The sequence below is a fragment of the Streptomyces sp. NPDC057702 genome (genome assembly GCF_042799315.1).
Taxonomy (GTDB): Bacteria; Actinomycetota; Actinomycetes; order Streptomycetales; family Streptomycetaceae; genus Streptomyces.
This window is the reverse complement of sequence record NZ_JBHVJC010000003.1, coordinates 118,347-131,788: the sequence shown is the minus strand read 5'-3', so window position 1 is coordinate 131,788 and position 13,442 is coordinate 118,347. Positions and strand designations below refer to the sequence as shown.

At 73.7% G+C, this 13,442-nt stretch carries 14 protein-coding genes; 1 reads left to right on the top strand and 13 read right to left on the bottom strand.

The genetic code is table 11. The features are described 5' to 3' along the window. Position 1: 1 nt before the first annotated feature. The gene (locus ACFVFR_RS02890; RefSeq protein WP_383697479.1) at positions 2-358 is read right to left on the bottom strand and encodes a DUF1048 domain-containing protein; all 357 of its coding nucleotides are present in this window, start codon (positions 356-358) and stop codon (positions 2-4) included. Beyond that, entirely contained in the window at positions 355-681 is a 327-nt protein-coding gene (locus tag ACFVFR_RS02885; RefSeq protein WP_383697721.1) for a PadR family transcriptional regulator, read from the bottom strand. The genes ACFVFR_RS02890 and ACFVFR_RS02885 overlap by 4 nt, the downstream gene beginning before the upstream one ends. Positions 682-917: 236 nt before the next feature. Here ACFVFR_RS02885 and ACFVFR_RS02880 point away from each other — a divergent pair, with 236 nt between their 5' ends. After that, the gene (locus tag ACFVFR_RS02880; RefSeq protein WP_383697478.1) at positions 918-1,694 is read left to right on the top strand and encodes a phosphatase PAP2 family protein; all 777 of its coding nucleotides are present in this window, start codon (positions 918-920) and stop codon (positions 1,692-1,694) included. 17 nt (positions 1,695-1,711) lie between these two features. Here the strand turns inward: ACFVFR_RS02880 and ACFVFR_RS02875 are convergent, their stop codons facing one another. The 11 genes from ACFVFR_RS02875 to ACFVFR_RS02825 are packed head-to-tail and all read right to left on the bottom strand — an operon-like array spanning position 1,712 to position 13,440. Then, entirely contained in the window at positions 1,712-3,100 is a 1,389-nt protein-coding gene (locus tag ACFVFR_RS02875) for a glutamate-1-semialdehyde 2,1-aminomutase (RefSeq protein WP_383697476.1), read from the bottom strand. A gap of 7 nt (positions 3,101-3,107) precedes the next feature. Beyond that, positions 3,108-3,659 (bottom strand): dTDP-4-dehydrorhamnose 3,5-epimerase family protein, encoded by a 552-nt coding sequence (locus ACFVFR_RS02870; RefSeq protein WP_383697474.1) that lies wholly within the window; start codon positions 3,657-3,659, stop codon positions 3,108-3,110. Beyond that, a complete protein-coding gene (locus tag ACFVFR_RS02865; RefSeq protein ID WP_383697472.1) occupies positions 3,656-4,906 on the bottom strand; it encodes a polysaccharide pyruvyl transferase family protein in 1,251 nt (416 codons plus the stop codon). Before ACFVFR_RS02865 ends, ACFVFR_RS02870 begins: the two co-directional genes overlap by 4 nt. Continuing rightward, positions 4,903-5,859: a glycosyltransferase family 2 protein gene (locus ACFVFR_RS02860; protein ID WP_383697470.1), complete on the bottom strand. Its 957-nt coding sequence runs from the start codon at positions 5,857-5,859 to the stop codon at positions 4,903-4,905. The genes ACFVFR_RS02865 and ACFVFR_RS02860 overlap by 4 nt, the downstream gene beginning before the upstream one ends. Further along, a complete protein-coding gene (locus ACFVFR_RS02855) occupies positions 5,856-7,175 on the bottom strand; it encodes a hypothetical protein (protein WP_383697469.1) in 1,320 nt (439 codons plus the stop codon). The genes ACFVFR_RS02860 and ACFVFR_RS02855 overlap by 4 nt, the downstream gene beginning before the upstream one ends. After that, on the bottom strand, positions 7,172-8,425 hold the full coding sequence (locus ACFVFR_RS02850; RefSeq protein WP_383697720.1) for a DUF4910 domain-containing protein: 1,254 nt from the start codon (positions 8,423-8,425) through the stop codon (positions 7,172-7,174). Before ACFVFR_RS02850 ends, ACFVFR_RS02855 begins: the two co-directional genes overlap by 4 nt. Positions 8,426-8,442: 17 nt before the next feature. Continuing rightward, a complete protein-coding gene (locus tag ACFVFR_RS02845) occupies positions 8,443-9,468 on the bottom strand; it encodes an NAD-dependent epimerase/dehydratase family protein (RefSeq protein ID WP_383697467.1) in 1,026 nt (341 codons plus the stop codon). Positions 9,469-9,471: 3 nt separating this feature from the next. Further along, positions 9,472-10,119 (bottom strand): PIG-L deacetylase family protein, encoded by a 648-nt coding sequence (locus ACFVFR_RS02840; protein ID WP_383697465.1) that lies wholly within the window; start codon positions 10,117-10,119, stop codon positions 9,472-9,474. Then, entirely contained in the window at positions 10,116-10,934 is an 819-nt protein-coding gene (locus tag ACFVFR_RS02835; protein WP_383697463.1) for a glucose-1-phosphate cytidylyltransferase, read from the bottom strand. Before ACFVFR_RS02835 ends, ACFVFR_RS02840 begins: the two co-directional genes overlap by 4 nt. Beyond that, entirely contained in the window at positions 10,931-12,166 is a 1,236-nt protein-coding gene (locus ACFVFR_RS02830) for a class I SAM-dependent methyltransferase (protein WP_383697462.1), read from the bottom strand. The genes ACFVFR_RS02835 and ACFVFR_RS02830 overlap by 4 nt, the downstream gene beginning before the upstream one ends. Then, complete coding sequence (locus ACFVFR_RS02825) at positions 12,163-13,440, bottom strand: glycosyltransferase (RefSeq protein WP_383697719.1); 1,278 nt, start codon at positions 13,438-13,440, stop codon at positions 12,163-12,165. Before ACFVFR_RS02825 ends, ACFVFR_RS02830 begins: the two co-directional genes overlap by 4 nt. Positions 13,441-13,442 lie beyond the last annotated feature (2 nt).

Below are 13,442 nucleotides of genomic sequence, written 5' to 3'. Positions count from 1 at the left end.
GTCAGCCTCCCAGCCCGTTCAGTTTCCTGGCCACGTTCCTGTTCAACTGCTCGCGCCACCGGTCGCGGTAGGTCCGGGCCTCCTTGCCGCCGGCCAGCGCCGTGCAGAAGCCCCGGACGTCGTCGCCGAGTACCTCGTGGGCGCTCTGCCCGTCCGCCGCCGTCTCCTCCAGCAGCCCCAGGGCGGCGTCCAGGATCGGGGTCAGGTTGCGGCCGGTGAAGTCGCCGTGGGGCATCAGGTGGACCTTGATCTGCTCCCATGCCGCCCGGTGGTCGTCCGGCAGGGCCTGGGCCCGTACCTCGAACGCCTTCCATTCCCGGGTGAGATCGCTGCCGGTGATGGTCTCCCAGAAGTTCATCTCCCGCCCTTCCTGAGTGTGTCGATGCGTGATGAGACGTACTGCCACTTCGTCCAGAACCGCGCGAGTTCCTGGCGTCCGGCGTCGTTGAGCGCGTAGAACTTGCGCGGCGGGCCGACACCGGAGGGGCGCTTCGTCACCTGGACGAGCTTGTTCCGCTCCAGCCGCAGCAAGATGGTGTACACCGTCCCCTCGACGACGTCGGCGAAGCCGAGTTCGTTGAGTCGGCGGGTGATGGCGTAGCCGTAGGTTTCCTCGTTGTCGATGATTTCGAGCACGCACCCTTCGAGCGTGCCCTTCAGCATCTCCGTCAGGTCGTCCATCGGGAGTTCTCCTCGGTCCTCGCGGTACTGCGTGGTGCTGAGTACCACTATACGGTATCACCGAGTAGTGGCGACAGTCCGTGCGACGGCCCCGCCTGCCGGGGTTTGGAGTGAGCCCCGCCGCACCACCCTGAACAAGAGGGGGACGTGTCGTGGGCGGGGCCTGTCGGTGGCGGCCACGGCGGTGTCCCGGACGGTCAGGGCCTCGCACCGGGGAGACAGGGAGCGGCTGACGCATGGGTGAGCACCGGTCGGAGAGTGGGGCGTGGCCCCGTCCCGCGACGTACGGGGGCCTCGAACGCCCGTCACCCGACGCGGCGGGGCGCCAGGGTGTGCCGGCTCCCCGCCCCGCGCCCGCCGTGCTGCCCGTGGCCTTGCGCGGGTGGCTCGGGCTGGTCGCGGCCCTGGCCGCGCTGGTGGTCGGCGGGCTCGGGGTCGGGTACGCCGGGGACGGCGAGCCGGGCGGGGCGGACGCGCGGAGCTGGGTGGCGGCGGAGGACGGCTCGCCGTGGCGCTCGCTCGCCCTGGCCACGGACTTCTGGGGGGAGCCCGTCGGCGCGGCGACGCTGGTCGCGGTGGTGGTGGCGGGGTGCCTGCTGCTGCGACGGCCGCGCGCGGTGGTCTTCGTGGTGGCCGGCACCGGCCTGCCGGTGGGGGTGACGATGCTGCTCAAGCCGCTGGTGGGACGCACCATTCACGATGGCAGCCTGTCCTACCCGAGCGGGCACACCGCCTTCCTGACCGCGCTGGCTCTGGCGGTGGCGCTGCTCGTGGCCGGCCGGCTCGACCTCGGTCGGGCGGCCGGCGCGTCCCTGACGTTCACCGTGGCGCTGGTCGCCGGCGCCGCCATGGCGTGGGCCCAGGTGGCCCTGGACGCGCACTACCCGACAGACACCCTGGGCGGCTGGTGCACGGCGCTGGCGGTGGTGCCGGCGACCGGCTGGCTGGTCGACCGCACGGCCGACCGCGCCACCCGCCGGTTGGTCAACTCGCCTGATGCAAAGCATCATTGACGGGGGCTCACGACCTCTCACGCCCGGCGACGGAAGACGGGCTTGACCGGTCGACCCGCCAGCCAGTGCGTGGGGTCGCCGGCGTCCAGCGCCTTGCGGTACACCGCGCACGCCTGGGCCACCACCTCGACGGTCTGGTCGATGTCGGTGTCCGTCAGCGCACTGCTGACCACGAACGAGGGGGCCAGCACCCCGCCCGCCAGCAGCTGGCGCAGGAACAGGGTGCGGTAGGGCTGTGACGGGCGTCGGTGCTCGTCGAGGGTGGCGAAGACCAGGTTGCTGGCCCGGCCCCGGACCAGGACGTGGTCGCCGACGCCCGCACCGTCCGCCGCCGCCCGGACGCCGACGGCCAGCCGCTCCCCGAGGGTGTGCAGCCGGGCGGTGATCCCCTCCTCGACGTACGTGTCGAGCACGGCCATCGCGGCGGCCAGCGAGTGGGTCTCCGCGCCGTGTGTGGTGGACAGCAGGAACACCCGGTCGTGGGCGTGGCGCAGCCCGCCGCGCTCCATCAGGTCGCGGCGGCCGGCCAGCGCGGAGACGGCACACCCGTTGCCCAGTGCCTTGCCGAACGTGGAGAGGTCGGGGCTGACGCCGTACAGACCCTGGGCCCCCGCCTCGGACCAGCGGAAACCGGTGATCATCTCGTCGAAGACCAGGACACAGCCGTGTCGGTGGGCCAGCGCGCGCAGTCCGGCGAGGTACGCGGACGTGGGGTCGTCCCCGCCGGCCGGATGCCCTCCGGCCACGGGGCGGGGGAGGGGAGCGGGCTGGGTGGGGCCGACCGGTTCGAGGATCAGACAGGCGATCTCCCCCGGGTACCGGCGGAACATCTCCTCGGTGGCGGCCAGGTCGCCGTACGGGAACGTCACGGTGAGGTCGGTGGTCGCCGTCGGGACGCCGGCCGACATCGGCGTGGTGCCGATGAACCAGTCGTCCACGGAGAAGAACGGGTGGTCGGCGCAGAGGGCCACCCGTGGCCGCCCGGTGACGGCGCGGGCCAGGCGCACGGCGGCGGTGGTGGCGTCGGAGCCGTTCTTCGCGAACTTCACCATCTCGGCGGTCGGCACCGTGGCCAGGAAGCGCTCCGCCGCCTGGAGCTCCACGACGGACGGGCGGACGAAGTTGGCGCCCCGGTCGAGTTCGCGCCGCACCGCCTCGGTCACGCGCGGGTGGGCGTGGCCCAGGCTGACCGACCGCAGGCCGGAACCGTACTCGAGGTACCGGTTGCCGTCGACGTCCCAGACATGGGCGCCCCGGCCGTGGCTGATGACCGGGGCCAGGTGCTCGGGGTACTGGTCGTCGCCCTTGGCGTAGGTGTGGGCGCCGCCGGGGATCAGGGCGTGCAGCCGCTCGTTGGCCGCGCGCGAGCGGGGCAGGCGGAACTCTCCGGTCTCTTCGGTGGGCACGCTGATGTCAGCTCTCCTTCTGCTTCAGCGCCTCGGCGAGTCCGGGCGCCTCCCGGTCCCGCCGGGACATCGCGGTGGCCGGCAGCGGCCACGGGACGGCCAACTCCGGGTCGTCGAAGGCGATCGTCACGTCCTCGGTCGGGTCGTGCGGCCGGTCGATGCGGTACGACACGTCGGCGGGTTCGGTCAGCGCCTGGAAGCCGTGCGCACACCCCGCCGGGACGTACAGGGTCGTCTGCGTCTGCCCGGACAGCTCGAAGGTGGCCACGTTGCGGTAGGTGGGCGAGTCGGCCCGCAGGTCCACGACCACGTCGAAGACCCTGCCGTACGAGCAGCGCACCAGCTTGGCCTCGCCGGCCCCCGCGCGCAGGTGCAGCCCGCGCAGCACGCCCCGGGCCGAGCGGGAGAGGCTGTCCTGGGCGAAGGCGTGCGGGTCCAGGCCCACCGAGCGGAGCACGTCGGCGTCGAAGGTGCGGCAGAAGAAGCCGCGTTCGTCGACGTGGGGGGTGGGCACGAACAGGTACGCGCCGGCGATCGCCGGGACGTCGGTCACCTTCACGGAGCCTCCCGCAGGGTGTGGGTGTGAGTGTGAGTGGGGTCGGTCGCCGGGAACAGGGCCCGGGTCAGGGCGGCGAACTGGTGCTCCAGACGTCGGGCGACGACCTGGTTGCGCTCGGCCAGGGTGTGGCGCACCCGGACCGCATCGCGCTCCAACGCCCGGAACTGGTCCAGCAGACGGTCCGCGTCCACCTCGCGGGCCGGGTGGCGGTACGCGGCCAGGCCCATGTGCGCCATGAGGGTGTCGCTCTTGGGGGCGTAGCTGAGGGCGAGGGTGGGTGTGCCGACCTTCAGCGCGCAGACCAGGTTGTGGTAGCGGGTGGCCACCACGGCGTCGGCAGCGGCCATCTCGCGCATCAGGTCGGCCAGCGAATCCGTCCGAGCGGCGGTGACCAGCGGCGAGTTCACCGCCGCGCGGATAGCCGCGACAACCGGCGCGTCGACCCCGTCGCCGGTCAGCAGCCGCACCGGCCGTCCGTCGGCGACCAGGGCGCGCACGAAGCGGATCGTCCCGGCCAGGTAGCGCCGGTGGATCTCCTCGGCTCTGGCCCGGTCGTCGTCGCCGCCGTGGAAGGCCATCACCCCCACGCAGACGGTGCCCGGCGCACCGGCGGGGGCGCTCGCCGGGGGGCGTGGCGTCGGCAGGGCGAACGCGAGGTCGGGGTAGACCTCGTCGCGCGCGGACTCCACGCCCATCGCCCGCATCGCCTCGCGCGAGGGCTCGTCGCGGTACGACCGGTAGTCGGCCCACCGCGCCGCCCAGCGCACCAGGGTCCGGGTGGGGCGGCTGGTGATCGCGCCGGCGCCGACGCTGACCAGCGCGACCCGGGTGCGCGAGAGCCGGCCACCCACGCCGAGCAGGAACAACGCGTACGGGAAGCCCCACGGCCGCAGCGGCAACGTGGCTTCCAGGACGCCCATGCCCGGCACGATCACCACGTCGTGCCGGCGCGCCCAGGCCACGGTGCGGAAGGCGTCGACGAGTTTGCCGAGCCCCTTCGCGGCGATCGCGCCCGCCCGCGAGGCGGTCCGGTACTCCCCCCGGTACCAGTGCAGCCGGGTCGCGGGGATGCCGTACCGGGCCGTGACGACCTCCGGGCCGCCGCACCGCGCGTCCACCACCGCCTCCGGGTGCGTGGCACGCAGGTACCCGAGCACGGCTTCCAGGGACCCGTCGTTGCCGAGGTTGCCGGAGCCGAGCAGGCCGAACACCCCGACACGCACCGGGGCGTGGCCGCCCCGCGTCACGCCCGTCGCCCCTCGCGGCCGGCGACCAGGTCGTCCACGGAGACGGTGAGCTGGGCCGGGTCGACCGGGGCGCGGTCCTCGACCCGCTCGCCGGCGCCCGGCCGGGAGCGGCTGGCCAGCCACGCGGACAGGTGCCCGTAGCACGCGCGCCGGTCGGCCGCGGACAACGGGGCCCGCCGGATGGCCGCGACGAAGCCCCACACGTACTCGGCCAGCAGCCTGGGCGTCGGGTGCAGCGGGCCCGCCCGGCGCGGGTCGAGGTTGACACACCGCGAGCGCTTGGAGGGGTTGGCCCGCTCGGCCCGAGTGGGGTGGTCGCGGCGGAAGTACAGCAGCTCCGGCACCTGGTGGAAGGGCCCGTGCAGGCCGATCTCGGCGACGAACGTGCGGTCCGCGTGGTGGTAGCTGTCGTGCGGCCTGACCCGGCGCAGCACCTCGGCCCGGATCACGCCGTAGAAGTCGTCGCCGCCGGGCTCGAAGAGCATGCTGCGAAAGCGCACCGGCGCCTGGGGCGAGGCGGTGGCCAGGCCGTACTCGTACGGGACCGTCACCTGGCCCGCCCCGTCGATGACGGCCTGGTCGGCGTGGGCCAGGATGACCTCCGGCCGCTCGTCCAGCGCCTCGACGCAGCGGCGCAACAGGTCCCGGGCGTACAGGTCGTCGTGCGAGGCCCACTTGAAGAGTTCGCCCCGGCACTGCCTGAACACGTGGTTGTGGTTGGGGGCGGCGCCGATGTTGCGCGGCAGCCGCAGGTAGCGCACGCGCGGGTCCCGCGCGACGTAGCGGCGGCAGATGTCGCGGGTGCCGTCGGTCGAGGCGTTGTCGGAGATGACCAGCTCGAAGTCCTCGTAGGTCTGGCCCAGCAGCGCGTCGAGCGCCTCGGCCAGGTACTCCTCGCCGTTGTACACGGGCAGTCCGATGCTCAGCCGGGGTTGGCGGCGGGATGCGGTCACGGTGTCCTCACTTCGGGCAGGGGGCGGTGGTGGTGCTCGCGCAGGGCGGCGTGCAGCTCCAGCCACCACACGGCCGAGCTGGCGAGAGTCGCGGCGGCGACGCCCCAGGCCGAGCCGACCGTGCCGGCCACGGCCGCCCCGCCGAGCCCGCCGCCGACATAGCAGGTGGAGGCGATGAGTTGGCAGCGCAGGCTGCGCCGGGCGGCGGCCAGCGCGCGCAGCCCGGCCGCCGCGCCGACGCCCAGGCTGGCGCCCGCGACACCGAGGGTGGCGGGCACGACGAGCCGCGACGCCTGGTGCCAGACGTCGCCGAGCACGAGCGCGCCGGCCCGGTCGGGCACCAGCAGTAGCGCCGCGCCCCACACCAGCGCGCCGACGGCCTGGCCGCCGCCGAGCAGGAGACAGAAGGACCGCAGCCGGTGCGGGGCCTGCCGTAGGACCCGGGCGGCCTCGGCGACGGTGACCAGCGACAGGCCCATCAGCACGGCGAGGAAGGGGCCGAGCAGCAGTTCGGCGCCCCGGACCACGCCCACCGCGCCGACCCCGACGATCACACCGAGCCCGTAGGCCCGCAGTTGGGCCGCGCCGCTGACGCCGACGTTCTCGACCAGGTACCGGTAGCCCAGGTCGCGGTGTTCGCGCAGCCAGGTGCGCGCCCCCCGTACCCGGGGCCGGATGCCGGACTGGAGGCAGCCGTAGCCGGCGGCTACCGCCGCCGCCGAACCCCAGGCCAGGACGAAGACGGCCACACCGCCCACCCGGGCCGCCACCACCATGGCCGGGACGAGCGCCAGGCCCCCCAACAGGTCGTTGACGAACGCCTTGCGCCCGGCGCCGGCGGCGAAGAACGAGAACCGCCAGGCGTCCTGGAGCAGCAGCCCCGGCAGCACCACGCCCAGGCCCGCGAACGCGGACCCCACCTGACCGCCGAGCGCGAGGCCGACCAGCACGGACACTGTGCCGACGACGGTCGCGACGCCGAGCGCGGTGCCCGTCGAACGGGCCGCCGCCGCGCGCCAGGACGCCTCCGGTACGCCGCTGAAACGCACCACCAGCGGGTCGGTGGCCAGCCCACGGGAGACGCCGAGCACCACGCCGTACGTCACCCAGACCAGGCTGAACACACCGAAGGCGGCCAACCCCAGCGAGCGGGCCACGTAGACGCCCACCGCGAAGTTGGTCATGCTGCACACCGCCTGGTCGGCCAGGCCCCAGGAGAGCCGGCCGAGCATGGACCGGGTCGCCGCGCGACCGGCGCCCTCGGTGTCGGGCGCCGGCTCCCTCGCCCTCTCCCGCTCGGTGGTCACCGGCCTCACGCCCCCAGCAGGTCGGCGTCGCGCAGGGCGTCGGCCGCGGCGACCACGGCCGAGAACGGCAGCCCGGAGCGCTCGGCGACGTCCAACAGGCTGTGGTCGCCGTCGGCGAGACTGAGCACCCACAACATGGCCATCTCGGCCTGTTTCGCGTCGCTGCGCCCGCCGAGCGAGTCGTACAACCCCCGCCGGCCCAGCTGCGGTTCGCCGTACGGGCTGAGGTTGACGTAGCGCCGGTTGCCGTCCAGGACGGTGAACGCCTCCCGGCACAGCGCGAGGGTGTCCGCCATCGCCTCCGGGGAGACGAAGTCCAGGTCGTCCGCCGAGGTGTGGTACTCGGGATAGCCGGCGTAGGGGGTGCGGCTGAGCGAGCCCACGCCGAGGTCGAACCCGGGGGAGCAGTACTGTCGCTCGTCGTACCCGTACGGGGTGAACTCGGTGACGCGGTGCGGGCGCCCGGAGGCGGTCAGCACGTGCCGCAGTACCCGGTCGATCTCCGCGTCGCCACGCCTGCTCCGCTTGTACGTCACCTGGCCCGGGTCGCCGGCACAGGCCAGCACGAGCCCGTGCCGCACCCGCTGGACCCGTTCCGCGTTACGCGCCAGCCAGGTGATCGCGCCGATGGTGCCGGGCGCGTAGATGAACCGGTAGGTGTAGTACGGCCGCTGCTCGGCCAGCGACCGGGCCAGGAAGGTGGCCACCGCGATGCCGGCCAGGTTGTCGTTGGCCAGCGACGGGTGACAGGTGTGGCAGGAGACGATCACCTCGTCGCTGACCTGCCCGGGGACCACGTGCTCGGCGTAGGTCAGGTGCCCGTCGGTCAGCGTGGAGTCGATCCGCACCTGGTAGTCGCCCTCGGGCAGCGCGTCCAGGGTCTCCTGGGCCAGGCAGAAGCCCCACCGGGGCGTGTAGTAGCTGGTGCGGTACGGCACCAGGGACGGCTGGTCGGGCAGGGTGTACAGGTGCTCGCGCAGCTCGCTCAGCGGCAGGGTCGCCGACACCGGCACGCTGTAGCCGAGCACGTGCAGGTTGGAGTCGGCGAAGTCGACCACCCGGTTGCCGGCGGCGTCGGCGACGTACGCGTCGCGGATGTTCCACTCCTGGGGCACCGTCCAGTCCAGCACCGGGGTCCCGGTGGGCACCTCGTGTGTCTGGAGCGGCAGGTACTCCCCGATGATCCGCAGGGTCTCGCGCACCCCGTCGCCGGTGATGCTCCGGCACACCGGGTACAGCCGCTCCACCAGCTCGTACATCTGCTTGCCGAGGTCGGTCACCCTCGCCGCCGCAGGGTCTCGTCGACGGTGCCGGCCTCGGACGCCGCGCGCAGCACGGCCAGCCGGGTGAAGCGCCGCTCGAAGTTCTCCCGGGTCAGCCCGTGTTGCCGGTAGGCGTCGGCGAGTTCGAGGGCGCCCCGCTTGAGCGTCCACGCGATGTCGAAGCCGGGAATCGCGGCACGGAAGCGGGAGAAGTCCACCCGGTAGGAGCGCGGGTCGGCGCCGGTCTCGCCGGTGATCACCACGCGCGAGCCGGGCACCGCCTCGGCGACCTGCCCGGCGATCTCGGCGACCGTCACGTTGTTGGCCTCGCCACCGATGTTGAACGCCTGCTCGTGCACCGCCTCGCGCGGGGCGACCAGCGCGGCGGCGAAGGCCCGGGCGATGTCGGCGGCGTGCACCAGCGGGCGCCAGGGTGTGCCGTCGGACAGGACCAGGACCTGGCCGGACAGCAGCGCGTGGCCCACCAGGTTGTTGAGCACGATGTCGGCGCGCAGCCGCGGCGAGTAGCCGAAGGCGGTGGCGTTGCGCAGGAACACCGGGCTGAAGTCGTCGTCGGCCAGCGCGCGCAGGTCGTCCTCCACCCGCACCTTGGACTCCGCGTAGGGCGTCACCGGGCGCAGCGGGGCGTCCTCGGACACCAGGTCGTCCCCGCCGGCGGCGCCGTAGACCGAGCACGTCGAGGCGTACAGGAAGCGTGTGACCCCGGCGTCGCGGGCCAGTTGGGCCAGGCGGACGGACGCGTGGTGATTGATGTCGTAGGTCAGGTCCGGGGCCAGCGCGCCCAGCGGGTCGTTGGAGAGCGCGGCCAGGTGGATCACGGCGTCCACGCCGGCCACGTGCTCGGCCGTGACGTCGCGCAGGTCCACGCGGTGGCCGCGCGGGTCGGTGGGCGGCGGGCCCAGGACGCAGTCGGCGAACAGGCCCGAGTCCAGGCCGACGACCTCGTGTCCGGCGTCGGCGAGCACCGGGGCCATGACCGTGCCCAGATAGCCCTGGTGTCCGGTCAGCAGTACGCGCACGGTTCATTCCCCCAGGTCGAGAGTGAGTTTGGTGACGGCGAACGCCTCGGCGTACCGCGCGTGGCATTCGATTCCGCGAATACGGGCCAGGCCCAGGAACGCCTCCCGGTCGTACCAGGGCCGGTGCCGCTGGGAGGGGTAGTGCTCCGCCAGCAGCCGCACCTTCTCCTCGGCGACGTGCGGCGACAGCGGCTGGTAGGCGACCGGGCGGCCCAGGTCGCCGTCCCACTTGACGATCTCGTAGCCCAGGACGAGGTGGTCGCGGAAGGCGGTGGAGACCAGCTTCGCCAGGCCACGGTGGTCCTGGTGGGCGTCCTCGGAGCGCGGGGCCAGCACCAGGTCCGGCTCCGTGCGCCCGCGCAGCTCCTCGATCGCGGACTTGGCCTCCTCCCACCGCGCGGGCAGCCGGCCGTCCGGCAGTTTCAGGACGGTCAGCCGCAGGTCGGCACCCGGGCAGAAGGCGGCCAGCGCGGCCCGCTCCTCGCGCTCGCGCTCACCGCCACCGCCGGAGAGCACCAGCGCGTCCACCCGCAGGCCCGGCCGGGCCGCGCAGGCCGTCAGCAGGGTGCCGCCGGCGCCGATGGCGATGTCGTCACAGTGCGCGCCCACCGCCACCAGGCGCTCCAGCGGGCCGGTCCCGAGCCGGATCACGCGGACCCCGCCCCGGCCGCGACGCCGCCCGCCGGCACGCCGTCCCGCTCCCACAGGGCCCACGGGCGCTCGCCCCGGACGTAGGCGGCGTCCAGCGCGGCCCGCTCCTTGACGGTGTCGGTCGGTTTCCAGAAGCCCCGGTGCTGGTGGGCCACCAGCCGGCCACGCTTGGCCAGCTCGGCGCAGCCGTCGGCGACCAGGTCGCCGCCCTCGGGTATGTGGTCGAAGATCTCCTGCCGGAGCACGAAGTAGCCGCCGTTCTCCCACAGCGGCAGCTCGCTGACCGCCGTGATGCCGCCCACCAGGCCGTCCTCGCCCAGGTCCACGCAGTGGAACGAGGACTGCGGCGGCACCACCATCATCGACGCCCCGGCGTCCCGCCGCGCGAAGGAGTCGATCATCTGCGGCAGTGGGGCGTCGGTGAGCACGTCGGCGTAGTTGGCCAGGAACATCTCGTCGCCGTCCAGGTGGTGTCGCACCCGGCGCAGCCGTTCCCCGATCGGCGACTCGATGCCGGTCTGCGCGAACGTGATGGTCCAGTCGGCGATGTCGGTGGACAGCAGCTCGGTCCGCCCGCCCCGCAGCACGAAGTCGTTGGACGTCGTCTCCTCGTAGTGCAGGAAGAAGTCCTTGATGTGGTGGGCCCCGTACCCCAGGCACAGGATGAACTCGGTGTGCCCGAAGTGCGCGTAGTAGCGCATGACGTGCCAGATCAGCGGCCGGGGGCCGACCATCGCCATCGGCTTGGGCAGGTCGTCGGAGGCGCCGCTGCGCATCCGCAGGCCGTAGCCGCCGCAGAACAGTACGACCTTCATGACTTGACCTCGACAATGCTCAGTTCGGGGATGGGGAAGACCAGCCGGCCGCCCCACTCGTGGATGAAGGAGAGCTGTTCGACCAGCTCGGCCCGCAGGTTCCAGGGCAGCACCAGGACGTAGTCCGGCCGGTCGGCGGCGATCCGCTCGGGCGCCAGGATCGGGACGCGGGTGCCCGGGGTGAACCTGCCGTGCTTGTAGGGGTTGCGGTCGACCGTGTACGCGAGCAGGTCGGGCCGGATGCCGCAGTGGTTGAGCAGGGTGTTGCCCTTGCCGGGGGCGCCGTAGCCGACGACCCGCTCGCCGCGCTCGGCCGCCCCCACCAGGAACGCCAGGAGGTCGCGGCGCACCGTGGCCACCCGGGCGGAGAACTCCGCGTACCCGGACAGCTCCCGCAGCCCGGCGGCCTTCTCCCGGTCCAGCAGGTCCGCCACCCGCTGGGAGGGCTCGCCGGCCGCCTCGGCGGGCCGGGCCCACAGCCGGATCGAGCCACCGTGGGTGGGCAGCGACTCGACGTCCACCAGGGCGAGCCCGCCGCTGGCCAGCGCCCGGATCGCCGAGGCGACCGTGTAGTACTGGAAGTGCTCGTGGTAGATCGTGTCGTACTGGTTGTGCTCGATCAGTGTCAGCAGGTGCTGCACCTCGATGGAGACCCAGCCGTCGTCGGCGACCAGGGCCCGCAGCCCCCGCGTGAAGCCGACCACGTCGGGGATGTGCGCGTACACGTTGTTGGCCACCACCAGGTCGGCCGGGCCGTGCTCGGCGCGCACGGCCGCGCCGGTGTCCGGGTCCAGGAACGCGGTGTGCGTGGGCACCCCCGCCTCCCGCGCCGCCGCGCCGACGTTGACCGACGGCTCGATGCCCAGGCAGCGCATCCCCCGGTCCACCACGTGCCGCAACAGGTAGCCGTCGTTGCTGGCCACCTCCACCACGAAGGAGTCGGGGCCCAGCGCCAGCCGCCGCGTGGCGTCGGAGACGAAGGCGCGCGCGTGTTCCACCCAGGACGTCGAGAACGAGGAGAAGTACGCGTACTCGCTGAACGTCTCCTCCGGCGTGATCAGCGGCGGGATCTGCGCGAGCCAGCAGTCGACGCACACCCGCAGGTGCAGCGGGTACGTCGGCTCCGGCTCGTCCAGTTGGTCCGCGGCGAGAAAGCTCTCACACGGCGGGGTCGCCCCCAGGTCGACGACGCTCGCCAGCGCCGTCGAGCCGCAGAGTCGGCAACGTGTCATCTACTGCCCCCATCCCCGCTCGCGCGGGCGTCCCGCCGCGAGCCGGTGCGTTGATCCCCGACCGGCGGCGGGCCGTCCCCGCCGCCGGGACCGCCCGCGATCGCGGAGCGGTACTCCTCCACCAGGCGCCTCAGCCCGACCCTCGGGCTGAAGTCCCGTTCGTAACGGCGCCGGCCCGCCCGCCCCATCTCCCGGTTGCGCCCCGGATCGGCGGTGACCTGGCGCACGCGGGCCGCGAGGGAGGTCGCGTCGCCCGGCCGGTGCAGCAGGCCGCTCACCCCGTCCTCGACCAGTTCGACGAAGGCCCCGTGCCCGGCGGCCACCGTCGGCACCCCGGCCGCCATCGCCTCCACCACCACCAGGCCGAACGTCTCCAGCGACAGGGAGGGAGCCACCACGGCCACCGCCCGCGCGATGGCCCGCTCGCACTGGGCCGGGTCGTACAGGCCGACGTAGCGCACGTCGTCCCGACCCGCCGCCCAGGCCGCCACCTCCCGCTCCAACGGCCCCGCCCCGGCGAGCACCAGCGGCACCCCCACCCCGCCGCTCGCGGCCAGTTCGTCCCACGCGGCCATCAGCAGCCGCACGCCCTTGGTCTCCGCGAGCCGGCCCAGGAACAGCACGTGCTCGCCCTCGCCCACCCGGCGCGCCGACGGTTCGGGGACGAAGTTGTGCTTGACCGCCAGCCGCTCGGCGGGCATGCCGGAGCGCACCAGGACATCGCGCTGTGCGGCGGAGATGCAGAAGAAGCGCCGCACCCCGGACCACCACCGCCGCCGGTTGACCGCCAGGCTCAGGGCGAGCGGCACCGTCGCCAGCCGCGAGTCCCGGTAGCAGCCGTGCCGCACGGCGGGCAGCGGCAGCGCCGGGCCGACGCACTCGGTGCACAGGTGACCGTCGCGCTGCAACGTGCCCGGCGGGCAGACCTGCGTGTAGTTGTGCAGCGTGGCCACGGCCGGCACCCCGGCGTCGGCACAGGCGGCCAGCACCGCGGGCGACAACAGGGGGAAGACGTTGTGGACGTGCACCACGTCCGGCCGCTCGGCCCGCAGCCGGGCGGCCAGCTCCCGGCGCACCGCCGGGTTCCACGGCACCAGCACCGGCACCGTGGCCTTGCCCCACAGCGGCCGGGCGGCGATGTCGTCGCTGCGCCGCTCGAAGACCTCGACCCGGTGGCCGGCCGCGCGCAACAGCTCCACCTCCTGGTCGACGACCCTGTTCTCGCCACTCGGCTGCGCCGACGAGTAGCGGTTGTGCACCACGAGGACGTGCATGC

Coding starts and splice junctions, on each gene's coding strand:
- ACFVFR_RS02890 (WP_383697479.1), bottom strand. CDS start 358: ATGAACTTCTGGGAGACCATCACCGGCAGCGATCTCACCCGGGAATGG.
- ACFVFR_RS02885 (WP_383697721.1), bottom strand. CDS start 681: ATGGACGACCTGACGGAGATGCTGAAGGGCACGCTCGAAGGGTGCGTG.
- ACFVFR_RS02880 (WP_383697478.1), top strand. CDS start 918: ATGGGTGAGCACCGGTCGGAGAGTGGGGCGTGGCCCCGTCCCGCGACG.
- ACFVFR_RS02850 (WP_383697720.1), bottom strand. CDS start 8,425: ATGTACGAGCTGGTGGAGCGGCTGTACCCGGTGTGCCGGAGCATCACC.
- ACFVFR_RS02835 (WP_383697463.1), bottom strand. CDS start 10,934: ATGAAGGTCGTACTGTTCTGCGGCGGCTACGGCCTGCGGATGCGCAGC.
- ACFVFR_RS02830 (WP_383697462.1), bottom strand. CDS start 12,166: ATGACACGTTGCCGACTCTGCGGCTCGACGGCGCTGGCGAGCGTCGTC.
- ACFVFR_RS02825 (WP_383697719.1), bottom strand. CDS start 13,440: ATGCACGTCCTCGTGGTGCACAACCGCTACTCGTCGGCGCAGCCGAGT.